Annotated in this window: 12 protein-coding genes and 1 pseudogene; 11 read left to right on the forward strand and 2 right to left on the reverse strand. The window is 50.5% G+C overall.

The window, feature by feature from the left end; genetic code table 11:
* From ACLR2L_RS12635 to ACLR2L_RS12680, 10 genes and pseudogenes are all read left to right on the forward strand, one after another.
* A pseudogene (locus tag ACLR2L_RS12635) lies at nt 1-326 on the forward strand (amidase); the annotation flags it as partial.
* A gap of 3 nt (nt 327-329) precedes the next feature.
* On the forward strand, nt 330-1925 hold the full coding sequence (locus tag ACLR2L_RS12640) for a gamma-glutamyltransferase family protein (protein ID WP_413368558.1): 1596 nt from the start codon (nt 330-332) through the stop codon (nt 1923-1925).
* Nucleotides 1926-1928: 3 nt separating this feature from the next.
* On the forward strand, nt 1929-2747 hold the full coding sequence (locus ACLR2L_RS12645) for a sulfite exporter TauE/SafE family protein (protein WP_413368559.1): 819 nt from the start codon (nt 1929-1931) through the stop codon (nt 2745-2747).
* An 8-nt stretch (nt 2748-2755) separates the two neighbouring features.
* A complete protein-coding gene (locus ACLR2L_RS12650) occupies nt 2756-3988 on the forward strand; it encodes a pyridoxal-phosphate-dependent aminotransferase family protein (RefSeq protein ID WP_413368560.1) in 1233 nt (410 codons plus the stop codon).
* Nucleotides 3981-5213 (forward strand): allantoate amidohydrolase, encoded by a 1233-nt coding sequence (locus tag ACLR2L_RS12655; RefSeq protein ID WP_413368561.1) that lies wholly within the window; start codon nt 3981-3983, stop codon nt 5211-5213. The genes ACLR2L_RS12650 and ACLR2L_RS12655 overlap by 8 nt, the downstream gene beginning before the upstream one ends.
* 13 nt (nt 5214-5226) lie before the next feature.
* Nucleotides 5227-5592: an AraC family ligand binding domain-containing protein gene (locus ACLR2L_RS12660; protein WP_140960296.1), complete on the forward strand. Its 366-nt coding sequence runs from the start codon at nt 5227-5229 to the stop codon at nt 5590-5592.
* A 352-nt stretch (nt 5593-5944) separates the two neighbouring features.
* Complete coding sequence (locus ACLR2L_RS12665) at nt 5945-7306, forward strand: adenosine deaminase (protein ID WP_413368562.1); 1362 nt, start codon at nt 5945-5947, stop codon at nt 7304-7306.
* Between the two features lie 4 nt (nt 7307-7310).
* Nucleotides 7311-8666, forward strand: coding sequence for a uracil-xanthine permease family protein (locus tag ACLR2L_RS12670; RefSeq protein ID WP_413368563.1), 1356 nt, complete (start codon nt 7311-7313; stop codon nt 8664-8666).
* Nucleotides 8667-9021: 355 nt separating this feature from the next.
* A complete protein-coding gene (locus tag ACLR2L_RS12675; protein WP_413368564.1) occupies nt 9022-11439 on the forward strand; it encodes a TonB-dependent siderophore receptor in 2418 nt (805 codons plus the stop codon).
* Nucleotides 11440-11502: 63 nt separating this feature from the next.
* A complete protein-coding gene (locus ACLR2L_RS12680; protein WP_413368565.1) occupies nt 11503-12639 on the forward strand; it encodes a purine nucleoside permease in 1137 nt (378 codons plus the stop codon).
* 92 nt (nt 12640-12731) lie between these two features.
* On the opposite strand, the gene ACLR2L_RS12685 is transcribed toward ACLR2L_RS12680, so the two are convergent.
* Nucleotides 12732-13739: an adenosine deaminase gene (locus tag ACLR2L_RS12685; RefSeq protein ID WP_413368566.1), complete on the reverse strand. Its 1008-nt coding sequence runs from the start codon at nt 13737-13739 to the stop codon at nt 12732-12734.
* A gap of 252 nt (nt 13740-13991) precedes the next feature.
* Here ACLR2L_RS12685 and ACLR2L_RS12690 point away from each other — a divergent pair, with 252 nt between their 5' ends.
* The gene (locus ACLR2L_RS12690; protein WP_413368567.1) at nt 13992-15320 is read left to right on the forward strand and encodes an NCS2 family permease; all 1329 of its coding nucleotides are present in this window, start codon (nt 13992-13994) and stop codon (nt 15318-15320) included.
* A gap of 61 nt (nt 15321-15381) precedes the next feature.
* On the opposite strand, the gene puuE is transcribed toward ACLR2L_RS12690, so the two are convergent.
* On the reverse strand, nt 15382-16281 hold the full coding sequence (gene puuE / locus ACLR2L_RS12695; RefSeq protein WP_140960308.1) for an allantoinase PuuE: 900 nt from the start codon (nt 16279-16281) through the stop codon (nt 15382-15384).
* Nucleotides 16282-16325: the final 44 nt, after the last annotated feature.

Below are 16325 nucleotides of genomic sequence, written 5' to 3' on the forward strand. Positions count from 1 at the left end.
AAATCACAGCGCAAGACGTAACCGAAGCAAAAAGCGTACAACAACGCGTGAAGCAGTGGGCCGAACACACCATTACTTCAAACGCTATTGTTGTATTACCCACAACACCCGGTTGCGCACCGTTACTCAGTACACCAGCGCAAGCCTTGGGTGAATATCGAAAACAACTATTAAATTTAACTGCCATTGCCGGTCTGGCTGGTTTGCCGCAATTACATTTGCCGTTATTTACCCTCAACGGCGCCCCCTGCGGCTTATCATTGATTGGACCGGCCAACAGTGATCTAGCGCTGATTGACCTGGCACAAACCCTACTGGAAAAGTAAAGCATGACAACAACACAACATACTGCATTTACTGCCCCCCACTACGCAGCGTCGACGGTGGGCAACGAGATATTACAACGCGGCGGCACTGCCATCGAAGCCATGGTGGCCGCGGCCGCTTCTATTGCGGTTGAATACCCGCACATGAATGGATTAGGCGGTGACGGCTTCTGGCTGATCAGCGAACCCGGCAAAGCCCCTGTCGCCATTGATGCCTGCGGTACCGCCGCCGGACTGGCCACCCCTGAATTCTATGCAGGCCAAGTAGCAATCCCGTCGCGGGGTGGCAAAGCCGCGTTAACAATGGCGGGCGCGGTAGCCGGGTGGCAAAAAGCACTCGATATCAGCGCAAGCTGGCAACCTGCCATGCCGCTGTCGGAATTACTGGAAACCGCCATCAGCCAGGCTAGCTGGGGGATTGAAGTGACCCAAAGCATGTCAGATGCCAGTTTTAAAACCTACGACGACCTGGCACATAACGAACACTTCGCGCCTTTTTTAATTAAAGGTAACGCCCTTAAAAAAGGCAAAATCGTTAAACTGACTCAGCTTTCTGCTACTTTGCAACATCTGGCAGACAAAGGTCTGAACGATTTTTATCACGGCGACATTGCTCATCAACTGGCGACTGATTTGCAGGAAGCCGGCTCGCCTATTCGCCTGTCCGATTTTCAGCAGTACGAAGCACAATGTGTTACCCCGCTGTCTGTCACCACCAAAATGGGCAAACTGTATAATTTGCCTGCGCCAACACAGGGCGTAGCGTCACTGATCATTCTGGCGCTATACGACCGCGTGGCGCATTTGGGTAAAACCGATGCTGACATGGTGCACCTGTTGATTGAATGTACCAAGCAGGCTTTTATAAAGCGCAACCAATACGTTACCGATCCAAGTCGTTTGGCCGTAAACCTCGACAGCCTGTTAAGCGATACTGCGTTAGAGGCCATGGCTGCCGCTATTGATCCAGCGCGCGCATTACCGTGGCCCCATGTTGCCAAAACCGGCGATACCATCTGGATGGGCGCCTGTGATAATCAGGGGCGCATGGTGAGTTATATTCAAAGCTTGTACTGGGAGTTTGGCAGTGGCGTTGTTAGCCCTCAAACTGGCATTGTCTGGAACAACCGGGGCACCTCATTCAGTCTTGAGCCGGGTAATCTGCAATACCTGCAACCAGGAATGAAACCGTTCCATACCCTGAACCCCGCGTTTGCCGAATTGCATGATGGCCGCCGCATAAGCTACGGCACCATGGGGGGCGAAGGTCAACCGCAAACCCAGGCGGCCTTGTTCAGCCGTTATGTTTATCACAATCAGCCGTTAGACAAAGCTATTTCTCTGGGGCGCTGGCTGTTAGGCCGTACCTGGGGCGACCAGTCACACAACCTGAAAGTAGAACGCGATCTGGCTGAGTATGTGGGCGACGATTTGATTTCCCGCGGGCACGATATGGTGATTGTCGACGCCTGTAACGAACTCATGGGACATGCCGGTGCAGTAGTGCTTCATCCCGATCAACACACAGAAGCCGCCACCGATCCGCGCAGCGACGGAAAGGCGTTTGCTCAACGTTTTCAGCCAGTTTCAGAGGCGTAATTAATGCAAGTATTGTTAGAGATACTCCCCACCTTATTAGCCCTGTTAGCCACCGGGGTATTTGCGGGACTGTTAGCCGGTTTGCTCGGTGTGGGCGGCGGCATTGTCATTGTACCGGTTTTGTACTTTTTGTTTCAGGCACTGGGCGTCAGTGCCGATTCGGCCATGTTAATTGCAACGGCCACATCATTGGCAACCATCATCCCTACGTCATTAAGTTCAATTAAAGCCCATCGCGCCAAGGGCAATGTCGACTTTGAACTGTTAAAACGCTGGGGACCTTTTATTTTGCTGGGCGTATTGCTGGGTAGCTACGCCGTGACGCAAATCGACGGCGATATTCTCACGCTGATGTTCGGTATTATCGCCAGTCTGTCGGCTCTGAATATGTTTATTGGCAGCAAGTCGGCCTGGTTTAAAGCGCTGCCGGGCAACGTTGGTCAGCGTATTATTGCGGCATGCATAGGCTTGTTTAGTTCAATGGTAGGCATTGGTGGCGGTACGCTTACGGTACCTACTTTGACGTTTTGTAATTACCCTGCTCACCGCGCGGTGGGTACGGCAGCAGCGGTAGGACTGATTATTTCGCTTCCTGCTGCAATCACCATGTTAGCGCTGGGTGAAACCCCCGCTGACGCCCCAACCGGCACTTTTGGTTTGGTTAACCTGATTGGGTTTGCCGCCATAGTACCGCTTACAGTGCTATTTGCGCCTGTCGGCGCGGGCCTGGCCAGCAAACTGGACGCCGCCAAACTGAAAAAAGTGTTTGCGGTAGTGTTGCTGATCACCGGCGTGCGCATGCTTGCCCAAAGCTTACTTTAGGAGCAACGATGAAGCCTTTAACTCTTCCTCCACGTTTATTGATGGGCCCTGGCCCGATTAACTGCTATCCACGCGTACTTCAGGCCATGTCACACCAGTTGGTGGGGCAATATGATCCGACTATGACCGGGTGCATGAATGAAGTCATGGCCCTGTATCGCCAGGTTTTCGACACCCAAAACCAGCATACCGTGCTGATTGACGGCACCTCGCGTGCGGGTATTGAGGCCGTGTTAGTGTCTTGCATTGAGCCGGGCGATAAAGTACTGGTACCCATTTTTGGCCGGTTCGGGCACTTGTTGTGTGAAATTGCAGAACGTGCCGGTGCGGATGTGCACAGCATTGAAGTGCCATGGGGCGAAGTATTCGAACCAGAGCAAATTGAAGCGGCCATTAAACAAGTACAGCCCAAAGTGTTAGCCATCGTACAAGGCGACACCTCTACCACCATGTTGCAACCCTTGGAGCATCTGGGTGAGATTTGTCGCCGTCACGATGTGTTGTTTTATTCGGATGCCACTGCGTCTATTGGCGGCAACCCTTTTCATACCGACGCCTGGGGGTTGGATGCGGTGTCGGTTGGCCTGCAAAAGTGTTTAGGCGGTCCATCAGGCAGCGCCCCAGTGACATTAAGTGAACGTTACGTTGAACTGGTTCGCACCCGTCATCACATCGAAGCCGGGATCCGCGAAAAAAGTCACAAAAGTGCGCGCGGCAGCCGTATCCGCTCCAACTACTTCGATATCCCCATGATCCTGGATTACTGGGGAGAATCGCGCCTGAACCATCACACTGAAGCGGCATCCATGCTGTTCTGTGCACGTGAATGTGCGATTAACCTGCTGGAAGAGGGAATTTCACAGAGCATTACCCGACACAAAACCGCCGGAGACGCTATGCTGGCGGGAATTCAGGCCATGGATTTAATCCCCTTTGGCAACCTGAAGTACAAAATGAATAACGTGGTGGGCGTGGAAATTCCAGACTGTGTAGACGGAGAAGCCATTCGTCAGCAGTTGTTACTGGATTTTAATATTGAAATTGGTACCAGCTTTGGGCCGCTGAAAGGCCGTATCTGGCGCATTGGCACCATGGGATATAACGCGCGACAGGATGCGGTATTGCATACCCTGCAGTCACTAGAAACGGTGTTGCGTCGCGCTGGTCACAAAATGGCACTGGGCGAAGGTGTGGATGCTGCACTCAACGTGTATGCAACAGCGGGAGCCGCTAATGAATGAGTTTGCCGAACTGGCCAATGAAGTGTTAAGCCGCTGCGACCAACTCGGGCTTATCAGTCAATCGCCAGGGATGGTAGACCGTCGTTACCTGACTTCGCAGCATCGCCAGGCCAATGATCAGGTTGCCCAATGGATGCAACAAGCGGGCATGCAAACCTGGCAAGATGCCGCCGGAAACCAGTGGGGGCGCTATAAAAGTGCCAACCCCGATGCGAAGGCATTTGTATTTGGCAGTCATTTGGATACCGTACCCAATGGCGGTAAATACGACGGTATACTGGGCGTTATTGCGCCTCTGGCTGTGGTGCAGTATTACTTCGAGCAAGGTATTCGCTTTCCCTTTCACATTGACATTGTGGGCTTTGGCGATGAAGAAGGCACGCGCTTTGGTTCTACCCTGTTAGGTAGCCGGGCGCTAACCGGTCGCTGGCAGGAAGACTGGCGCAATCTGCGCGACAAAGATCAGGTATCACTGCCCGATGCGCTAACCCATTTTGGTTCATCGTTTGAAAATATCGCTCAGGCGAAATTAGACCCTGCAACTCTGCTGGGTTATCTGGAAGTTCACATTGAACAGGGCCCGGTACTGGAAAATCAATCTCTACCGGTAGGTTGGGTAACCGCCATTGCGGGCGCTAAGCGTTACGACGTCACCGTAAATGGCATGGCGGGTCATGCAGGCACCGTCCCCATGCCGTTGCGTCAGGATGCCATGACTGCCAGCAGCGAAATGGTGCTGGCGATTGAATCAATCGCCACTGAGCATGCTGTGGTAGCAACGGTTGGACGCATGGACGTTAAACCTGGTGCGGTAAACGTAATCCCCGGTCAGGTGAAATTTTCACTGGATATTCGCAGTGAATACGACGATATGCGCGACCGCGCTCTTGATGCCATTTTGCTCAGACTACGTGACATTGCAACACGCAGACGGGTAGACATTAACTGGCAAATGACCCACATGGCCAACGCAGTACATTGTAACCCTGCGTTATCCCAAACTCTGGCTCAGGCCATTGAATTAACCGGCATCAAACCGCTGAGTTTACCTTCTGGCGCCGGCCACGACGCCATGGCAATGGACGCTATTTGCCCGGTTGGTATGTTATTTGTACGTTGTAAAGGTGGAATAAGCCATCATCCGGGCGAATCCGTTACCCACGCTGATGTACAGGCAACACTGCAGGTATTGCAGCGATTTTTGGACAATTATTCTCAACACTAACAAGGAATACCACGTGAAAATACCTCGAATTTATCATGATGAGCAAGGCAAGAGTCACTTTGGTGAGGCTGAGATCCCGTTGTCTGATGGTGGCCCAATCGGCTTACTTTCAGAGAAGATCCCCGCTGGTTCGATTATTTTTCGCGAAACACCGGCAGATTACAATTTTAAATGGCACCCTGCCCCGGCACGCCAGTTGTTATTCATCCTGAAGGGCCGTGCTGAGTTTACTGTGTCGTCTGGTGAGCGCCATGTATTTGGGGCGGGCGACGTATTGTTGCTGGAAGATACTGAAGGCGAAGGCCATTGCAGCAGAGCCATGTACAACGAAGTACGCCATTCTATTTTTGTTACCTTGCCTGACGGCTTTCCGTATTAACATGCCACGCCTGAGAATAGCAGGCTGATTCGATATGAATCAGCCGCGCCCTCAAATGGTGCAAACCAAATAACATGGCGCCAATCCTGCTTTTAGCATCCCGCTAAACTTCATTAATTTCATACTGTTAACTATTAGCACCGCAAACAGACCAAGTGGTCAGGTTTTTGCTTTAATGCTTTATTCAACAGTGTGTTATGGGAAGCAGTAATTGATGTGGGGCAAAGAGGTGTGTCGGTGGCGTGTTAAGCTTATTTTGGGGCTTAAATTAAGGCTAAGTGCATGGCGCCTTGTGGGGCTTTGTGTTGGGATGAGCCTGTTCAGCTTCACAGCAACTGCAGCAACAACTGACATGGACAAGTGGTTCCGCAGCTTTAAACAGCAAGCCACCGATAAGCAGCTTTATCAGTTGTTATGGGCTTTGCCCAAAGGCGGCGACTTGCACCATCACCTGAGTGGCGCAGGTTTTAGCGAATGGTGGTTCGACATTGCCACCTCCCCCGATCGCAACGGTGGCTATCGTTACTACACCAAAACACGCATTCTGCAATGCCGTGGTTATGGCACCAATGAGTATGGCGCCGATCCGCAATTCCTGTTATTTCGCACCATCCAGTCGTCTACCTGGCAGGCATTATCTGACTGCGAGCAACAGGAATACCAACGCCTCGAAGCGTTAACTGATGAGCAAAAGCAGGCTTTTCTGAACAGCATTCGGCTCGATAAAGCCCACGAAGGCCGTAACGAATTTTTTGAAACCCACTGGCAGCGACTCAATGAACTGGTAGTTAATCCCTATATTGGCGCGCACATTTTACTGAAAAATATGCAGGCCTTCGCAGCTGAAGGGCTCCAGTATCTGGAAACCCAGGTCAATGTTGATCGCGCCCAGGATAACACCGGCAACCCACTAACCCCGGAGCAAACCCTGTCGGTGTATCTGGACATGCTTGCAAGCCCTGAGGCCAGGGCCACGGGTGTGACCGTGCGTTTTCAGTATGCTCTGCTGCGCTTTTTGCCAAACGCGGAACAGCACCTAGCCTGGATGTACGATTTTGTGGATCAACATCGCGACATTTATGTCGGCATTAACATGGTAGGCAGAGAAGATAATGACAAGGGCTATCCATTGCGTTTCTTGTCTGCGCTTCGCTCACTTCGCCAGCGCTACCCCGCTATAAACCTGGCCATTCATGCAGGTGAAGTGGACGAACCCAATCAACATGTGCGCGATACCCTGTTATTGGGCGCACAGCGTATTGGGCATGGACTTAACACGATTACCGATCCGGACACCCTGCTACTGATGCGCCACGGGCCCTATCTGATAGAAATAAACCTGATCAGTAACAAGTTGCTGGAATACACGCCCGACTTGTCGACTCACCCGTTTCCGGAATACCTGCGTACCGATATCCCCGTTGCCCTTACCACCGATGATCGCGGCATGTGGGACAGCACCTTAACCGATGAATATTTTGTAGCAGTTCATCACTTTAACCTGTCGTGGACTGAACTGGTGACGTTAGGTGAAAACTCGCTTAAACACAGCTTTCTGGCTCCGGATGATAAAGCTATTGCGCTTAAGCGCTATCGCCTGAGCGTAGCGGAATTCGAGCAAGCAGTACGTTCAACCTCCGCTACATTGCCCGCACTGCCGTCAATGAGAGGCTTTATGTGCGAGTACTACCCAACTTTGTGTGAAAAAGGATAACACTATGCCGCAATCTCAGGTTTTATATGGTCTGGACGACTGCCCCAATTTCGCGGTGAGCCTGACGGCGGCAATTCAGCATGTGCTGGCGAGTTTTATTGGTGTAGTTACCCCTACCCTGATCATTGCATCGGTGTTGGGCCTGCAGGCCGAAGTGCCATATTTGATTAGTATGGCGCTGCTGGCAACCGGCCTGGGGACCTATATTCAAACCAAAGGAATAGGGCCGGTAGGCAGCGGTCTGGTGGCCATTCAAGGTACCAGCTTTGCTTTTTTAAGTGCCTTAATACTGGTTGGTAGCACCGTAAAAGAGCGCGGGGGTAGCAACGAGGATATTCTGGCTATGATGCTGGGGGTGTGCTTTTTTGGTGCATTTATTGAAATTGTGCTTAGCCTGTTTATACAGCAAATTAAACGCGTGATCACACCGGTCACCACAGGCGTAGTGATCATAGCGATCGGTATTTCCCTCATCAAAGTGGGCATGACCGATTTGGCCGGTGGATTCAACGCCGACGCCTTTGGCAGTGTAGAAAATTTGTCACTGGGATTGGGCGTGCTACTGGTAATTATTTATTTTAATGCCTGTAAAAACCCTTGGTTACGTCTGTCTGCCATTTTCATTGGCATGGCACTGGGCACATGCGCCGCGTTCTTCATGGGTATGACCAATTTTTCCAGTCTGGTTGATTTGCCATGGTTCAGTGTGCCCCAACCGTTCAGGTACGGCATCAACTTTGAGTGGGATTTGTTTTTGCCTATCGCGCTGATTTACTTTTTCACTGCCATTGAAACCGCTGGCGACCTGACCGCCAACAGCTTGTTCTGCAAACTCCCCATTACTGGCGAAAGTTACTTTAAACGCATTCGCGCTGGCATTTTGGGTGATGGCGTCAATTCACTGATTGCGGCAATACTGTGTACCTTTCCCAATACCACCTTTGGGCAAAACAACGGGGTGATTCAAATGACCGGCATTGCCAGTCGCAAAGTGGGTTGTTTTGTTGCTATGGTGTTTGTAATACTGGGATTGTTCCCCTTTATTGGTGCAGTATTGCAGGTGATCCCAAAACCTGTGTTGGGTGGTGCGACACTGGTGATGTTCGCCATGGTCGCAGTGGGCGGTGTTAAAATATTAACCAGCGAGCCACTTGATCAGCGCAATAGTCTGATTACTGCTTGTTCGTTAGGCATGGGATTAGGTGTCATGATGGTTGGTAACGTGGTTGCTCAACTGCCTGCCTGGCTGGGTAATATGCTCACCTCGCCAGTCACTACCGCGGGCCTCACCGCCATTGTCCTGTCGGTTATTCTGCCCAGACAAACTGCTACACAAACTCCCGTTACATCAGAATCTTAAGTGCATTCCAGTATCACTGTAGCAGACTGAACTTCTGTTACAGTGTCGTGCTCCCCTCACCGACTGTAAAGAAAATAGTCCACTGATGAAAATCTAACCACTGGTCTTACGTTTGTGGTGCATTTAGAATCCGCGCCTCACCGCATTGGTGCATTCAGGCATGGATAACAGTAGCATTAACATATCGCTAACAATCCCTTTCTTTGCCATTGATTTTTTATCCAAAAATATCAATCACTTACTTCAAAACAAAATCCTGACCACATGGACAGGAATCTGGCATCAAAACTGCAATGTAGCAGCCGTAAAGCTAGAACGTTATTACTCACAAGAACTCTTACACTCGAGGAACACCATGAAAACCACAAACTTCAGTGTGGCGCCTATTGCGCGTGCCGTCACTACCGGGTTACTGCTTCTTGCCCCTGTAGCGGGTTTCGCTCAGGAGGTACCCAGTGACTCAGAGATCGAAAAGATCGAAGTAAAAGGCTCACTAGGCAGCTTGCCTGGACAGGACGTTGAAGCCGTTTTCGGATTTGGAAAGTCTATTTTGGAAACGCCTCGCTCGGCCTCCACTATCAGTGATGAGCAAATGGAGCGTTTTAACGTATCAGACATCGACGAACTGGTTGCGTTTGCACCGGGTACGTTTACTCAGTCATTCTTCGGCGTTGCAGGATCACTCGATATTCGTGGTAATCCTGGTGAAGCCTATTTCCGTGGCGTAAAACGCCTGGACAACCCGGGTAACTACCCTACGCCAATTGGTGCATCAAGCCGTATCGACATCGTACGTGGTCCGGCGTCACCAATTTATGGTCCATCAAAAATTGGTGGTTACCTGAACTTTAACCCTAAATCTGCTCGTGCCTCTTCAGGTCAATACCTGGATGAGCCCAAAGGCGCTCTGTCTTACACCCACGGAACCTGGGAAAAGAGCATTCTGACTGCGGAAGTTGGCGGACCAGCTACCGTTGCGGGCAAGGAAATGGGTTACTACGTTTACGGTGAAGTAGAAAACTCAGGCAGTTACTACGAAAACAGCGCAACAGACCAGTCAATTCTGCAAGCGTCTTTTAACGTTGATTTAGCCGATAACCTGCGCATTGAGTTTGGTGGGATGTACCACAAATACAACGGTAACCAGGTTGCTGGTTGGAACCGTTTAACCCAGGAACTGGTAGATAACGGTACTTACATCACAGGTACAGCGCAACCACTTGATACCGACGGTGACGGTTCAATCTCTCACGCTGAATACGGCGCGGTGAACCTGGCAGGTGCAGGCTTCTTTTATGTACCAGCAGCATTTACTGATGCGGATGCGCTGCCGTTAATGGCACTGGAAAACGTAGGCACTACTACCCTGCGCGGTGACCAGGTATTGGTTGCGCCTGATGATCAGTTGGGCAACGTTGCCAACACCTACTACTTCGATATTATTTACTTCGCAGGCGACTGGGAAATCAAAAACCAGTTGTTCTACGATGCCTACGACAACATCAACGAAAACGCTTACGGCTTCTCTCAGTTCCACGACAGCTGGGTAGTTGAAGACAAGCTGATTTTCGCAACCAGCTGGGAAATTGACGATCTGTTTGCTCAGGTTCAAATCTCTCCATCTGTGCGTTACACCGACTTCCTGCACGGCGATGACTTTACTTACGAGTATTTCAACCGTCGCGATCTGACTATGCCATCATCTGCACTGGACCGTCGTGAACTGGCTACCCGTATTGGCCGTAACTTCGACAACTACGATGAAGGTAACTACCTGGATCTTGGTTTCGCAGTAATGACTGATCTAACCTGGGATTGGGGCTTAAACGTGGTATTAGGTGCGCGTTATGACACCATCGACATCGAAAGTACTTCTCGTGTAGACCTGTTGCTGGGTTCTGATGGCACAGAAGCGCCTGTTACTGAAAAAGAAACGGTTGACGGCGTGTCGTGGAATACCAGTATTTCATACACCACCCCAATCGGTTTGATCCCTTACATCACGGTTGCTGAACAAGCTACACTGGTTGCGGGTCAAGGTGCGGAAATCGGTGTTGGCCAGTTGAACAACGCTGACGGCAGCGGTGCATTCGATACGTCAGAACTGCTTGAATACGGTTTGAAAGGTTCTCTGCTGGACGAATCTCTGTACTTCGCAGTGTCGTTCTTCGAACAGGAACGTACAGATTACAGCACGCAAAACACCGTAACCAACAACACTACCCACAACGAAGGTGTGGAGTTTGAATTGCGTTGGGTGGTTAACGAGAACCTGGTTGTGTCTGCTGGTTACTCAAACGTTGAAGTAGTTAACTTAACTGCTCAGGAAAACGGTACACAGTTCGGCTTCCTGGGTGCAGAAGACCTGGTTAACCTGACTGATCCGTCACTGGTATTCGGTGGTAACGTAATCGGTTTGAACCTGGTAAACCCAAGCAGCAGCAACCCAACGGCGAAGAAAGCCGGTATGCCGGAAAACATCTATACGCTAACAGCAACGTATGACTTCCAGAATGGTTATGCTACCAGCGTAAGTATTATCGATGTTGACGCCGTAGCGTCAGGCTTCTCTGGCGCGGTTACCCTGCCAGCTTACACTCTGGTAAACGCCGGTCTGTCTTATCAGAACGAAAACTTCGGGGTTAACCTGACCGTGAAGAACTTAACGGATGAGCGTTACTTCCGTGCGAACTTCCCTGACCTGTTCGGTAGCCAAATCGTGTTACCCGAACTGCCACGTCACTTTAACGTGAAGTTCTCTTACAAGTTCTAAGCAATGTGTTGAACGTGTAATCACAAAGGCATGCTCTGGCATGCCTTTTTTATGGAGCAAACTATGCGATTATTATTTGTACTGGCTGCTGTATCCTTATTGGCAGCATGCCAGCCAGCCGGTTCCCCATCGGGCTTCCCGCCAGGCCCCGGAGAGAATGGACCAGGATTTGAAGGTGGCATGCCACCGCCACCAATGCCCCAGCCAATTGAAATAAAAGCGGTTGTGGTAACTATGTTTGAAATGGGTGAAGACACCGGCGACAAACCCGGTGAATTCCAGTTCTGGCGCGAGCGCTATGGCTTAACCGAACAATTCGCGTTCCCGCAATCCTTTCACGACATCTATTTAAACAGAGAAAAAGGCGTATTGGGGATTGTAACCGGAATGGGGATCAGCCGGGCATCGTCGGCCATTATGGCACTGGGTTTGGATCCGCGCTTCGATTTAACCAAAGCCTACTGGCTGGTTGCCGGTATTGCCGGCATCGACCCACAGGATGGCTCTATTGGTTCAGCGGTATGGGCCGACTACCTAATTGATGGCGATCTGGCGCACCAGATTGACGCCAGGGAAATTCCGCAGGACTGGAAAACCGGTTATTTCCCATTATTCGCCAACGAACCTTACCCGGATAACGGCACCGAGAATGTTGCGCGCAATGGCGAGATGTTTCAGCTCAGCACCGGCCTGGTAGACTGGGCTTTTGCGCTTACCAAAGACATCTCACTAACCGACACACCAGCCATGCAAGCCTTGCGTGGTCAGTACATCAGCATGCCTAATGCACAACTGCCCCCCAAAGTAATGCGCGGCGATCACCTGGCGGCATCGACGTTCTGGCATGGTAAGTTATTTAACGACTGGGCTAACGACTGGACGCGTTTTTGGACCAATGGCAAAGGCAATTTTGTAACCTCAGGCATGGAAGACACCGGCAGTTACCAGTCTATGGTGTACCTGGAACAAGCCGGAAAAGTGGATAAATCGCGCTTTATGGTGCTGCGCACAGCCAGTAACTTTACCATGCAACCCGACGGTTTAACGGCTGCTGAAAACCTGGCAGCAGAAAGTACCGGCGCAGGTTATGCCGGCATGCGCCCATCGTTGGAAGCGGCTTTCGTAGTGGGTAGCACGGTAATTGACGAAATCGTAGCAAACTGGGATACCTTTCAGACAACACTACCAGGCAACGAATAATCCGTTAGCCCGGTAACAAAACAGGCCTGGTTTATCGCAGGCCTGTTTTTTTTGAGCTATCGGTTTACCTTGAAACTCACTTTCCTTTGCACTTACATACCAACTAACTTATCAATTTCCCTCAGCCAGCGGTTTTTCTCGTCTGCCGGTAAAAACGACGCAACAAAACTGTTCTTCACCAGCCTGACTAATTGCGCTTCATTCATAGCCAGGTGGGTCATCAGGGCACGGTAGTTGTCGTTTAGGTATCCACCAAAATAGCTCGGGTCGTCAGCATTTACTGTAACGCACACATCGTCATCCAGTAATTCAAGGATATTGTGATCTTTCATGTGGTCAAACACACACAACTTGATATTACTCTGCGGGCACACGGTTAGTGGCATGCCTTCATCCTTCAGGCGCTGCATCAGTACAGCATCCTCACTACTGCGAACACCGTGATCGATGCGGTCGACGTGCAGTAAATCCAGTGCCTGCCAAATATACTCGGGCGGCCCTTCTTCGCCAGCGTGAGCAACGCATTTAAACCCCAGCGCCCGGGACGCAGCAAACACCTTAACAAAATTTTCCGGCGGATTACCAAGCTCCGAGCTATCCAGGCCCACGGCCTTGATCATGGGATAGTACTCTCTGGCCTGATTGAGTGTGTCGATGGCGTCTTTTTCAGGCAAATGGCGTAAGAACGACATAATTAAATATACCGACATGCCCCACTGCTGCTTCGCCTCAGTAATAGCGCGGTTAAAACCAGGCATAAATACATCAAAGCCCACCCCACGACTGGTATGGGTTTGTGGGTCAAACATGATTTCGGCATGCACTACGTTATCAATGCGGCAACGTTGTAAATACGCCATCATCAACAGATAGAAGTCATCTTCGTCACGCAATACATCTGCCCCCTGGTAATATAAATCCAGAAAGCTTTGTAAATCGTCAAACTGATAAGCGGCCTCAATCGCTTCCACTGAATCATAGGGAAGCGTCACACCGTGTTTACTGGCCAGTTCCCACATCATCGATGGCTCCAGCGAGCCCTCTATATGCAGATGTAATTCCGTTTTTGGCAGTGTCTCTATTAATTTTATTAAGCTCATGAGTTCCTTACTGGCTAACACGCGCACACATAGTTAGCAACATCACCATTTTGGTGCAATCTTAGCCCCATTTATGCCACAATATGCGGTAATAAACGGGTTAATTCTGGCGTTCATCGCGAGCAATGCACGCATTTTGTTATTTCCTATGGAGTCTAGCAGATCCCGCACCAACTCATTGACTAAATGGTCAGTTTTTTGCTTGTGTTCTGCTCATACCGAATTATAAACATCCACTAAAAGAGAACATTTATGTCATCCCCGCTACTAGAGCGCCTTTTTAAACTACAGGCACATGGCACAACCGTAAAAACCGAAGTGATTGCTGGCCTAACCACCTTTGCTGCCATGTCGTATATTTTGGTGGTAAACCCGGGCATTCTGGGCCTGAGCGGTATGCCCGCAGCCGGACTGATCACCGTTACCGCGCTGGCTGCCTGTTTGGGCACACTGCTAATGGCGTTTATGACAAACTACCCTATCGCCCTGGCGCCCGGCATGGGATTGAACGCGTTTTTCGCATTCACCATCTGCATGACGCGTGAAATTCCCTGGGAAGCGGCATTGGGTATTGTATTTTGGAACGGTGTGCTGTTTTTATTGCTCACGCTCACCGGCGTAAGAACGCTCATAGCAGAAGCTATTCCCCCTTCACTTAAAATTGGTGTGCAGTGCGGTATTGGCTTGTTCATCGCGTTTATTGGGTTGAAAAACGCGGGGTTAATTGTGGCCAACCCGGCTACCTTCGTTACCATTGGTGATTTATCTAACCCCGCTGTAATGCTGGCCCTGGCGGGTATTCTGCTCACAGTGGTACTGGTGATGAAGCGGGTAACCGGCGGTATTCTTATCTCTATCGTCTTGCTCACATTAATCGGCACACTCATTCCAACCGAAAATGGTGCATTAACGGCCACGCCGGACGCCATTGTGGGCATGCCTGAACCCATTAGCGACACCTGGTTTGCCATGGATATCATGTACCCGCTGGAACACTTTGCCGAAACCTGGGATCTGATCTTTGCCCTGATGTTCGTGAATATGTTCGATACCATAGGCACACTGATTGGTGTATCGCGTCGTGCCAATCTGCTCGATAATGAAGGCAAGCTGCCTAAAATCGGTAGCGCCATGACCGCAGATGCCACCGCCAGTGTGGTTGGTGCTGCATTGGGTACCTCACCGGTGACCAGCTATGTTGAATCCGCCGCTGGCGCGTCTGCCGGTGGCCGAACCGGGCTGACCGCCATTGTGGTAGCCATCTGCTTCCTGCTGGCGCTGTTTTTAACGCCTTTAATGAAAGTAATCCCATTGATGGCGACTACACCCGCATTGGTCATGGTAGGCATTTTGATGATGGAATCCATTCGTCATCTGGAGTTTGACGATCTGGGCGCTACTGCCACTGCCGTAGTGGCGCTGATGGCGATGCCGCTTACGTTTAGTATCAGTGAAGGGATCGCACTGGGTTTTATTACCTATGTAGGGGTAAAACTCGGTGCTGGTAAATACAAGGAAATCAGCCTGATCACTTATCTGTTAGCCGCTGTGTTCATACTGCGTTACTTATTAGGCTTATAAACCAACATACAACAACGGGGCATTTTGCCCCGTTGTATTTATTCCTTGTTTTATTGTGGAATCACAATGGAAAATGGGTTTGCCAGTGACGCGCGATTTGCTCGCGGGTACACAACCAAACGTTGTCGTGACCTTGCACATATTCCACAAAACGCTTTAATGCAGCGAACCGGGCTGGCCGTCCTACAATGCGATTGTGTAATCCAATCGACAACATTTTAGGTTGCGTTGCGCCTTCTTCGTAAAGCACATCAAAAGCATCTTTAAGATAAGTAAAAAACTGATCCCCACTGTTAAATCCCTGCGGCGTGCCAAACCGCATATCATTGGTATCCAGCGTATAGGGCACTATCAGCAAAGGTTTACTGTAGTGTTTATCGTAATAGGGTAAATCATCCGCGTAGGAATCCGCGCAATATAAAATGTCATCGCGCTCGGCTAATAATGCCAGTGTATTGGGGCTGGTTCTGCCGGTATACCAACCCGCGGGCTTTTTGCCGGTGAGTTGTTCGTGCAATGCAACGGAAGCTTCCATTTGGGCGCGTTCTTCCTCCAGCGGCATAGACTGATAATGGATCCAGCGCATAGCATGGCTGGCAATTTCCCAATCGGCATCCAGCATGGCTTTTAATGCCTCCGGATGACGTTGTAGTGCCATCGTCACCGCAAATACGGTAACCGGAATGTTGGCTTCGGTGAACAATTTGTGCAATCGCCAGAACCCGGCACGACTGCCGTATTCATAAATCGATTCCATGCTGAGGTGGCGGTCCGGATAAGGTTGCGCGCCAATGATTTCCGACAAAAAGATTTCCGAATGGGAATCGCCATGCAGCACACAGTTTTCACCGCCCTCCTCGTAGTTCAATACAAATTGAACGGCGATACGCGCGTTTCCCGGCCATGCAGGATGAGGGGGATTCGCACCGTATCCTACTAAATCGCGTGGATAATCACTCATTCTGCTGTCTCCAGATATTTTTGTGGCACGGCCAGCCCACAGCC

It is taken from the genome of Alteromonas sp. AMM-1 (genome assembly GCF_047290655.1).
In the GTDB taxonomy this organism is placed as follows: Bacteria; Pseudomonadota; Gammaproteobacteria; order Enterobacterales; family Alteromonadaceae; genus Alteromonas; species Alteromonas mangrovi.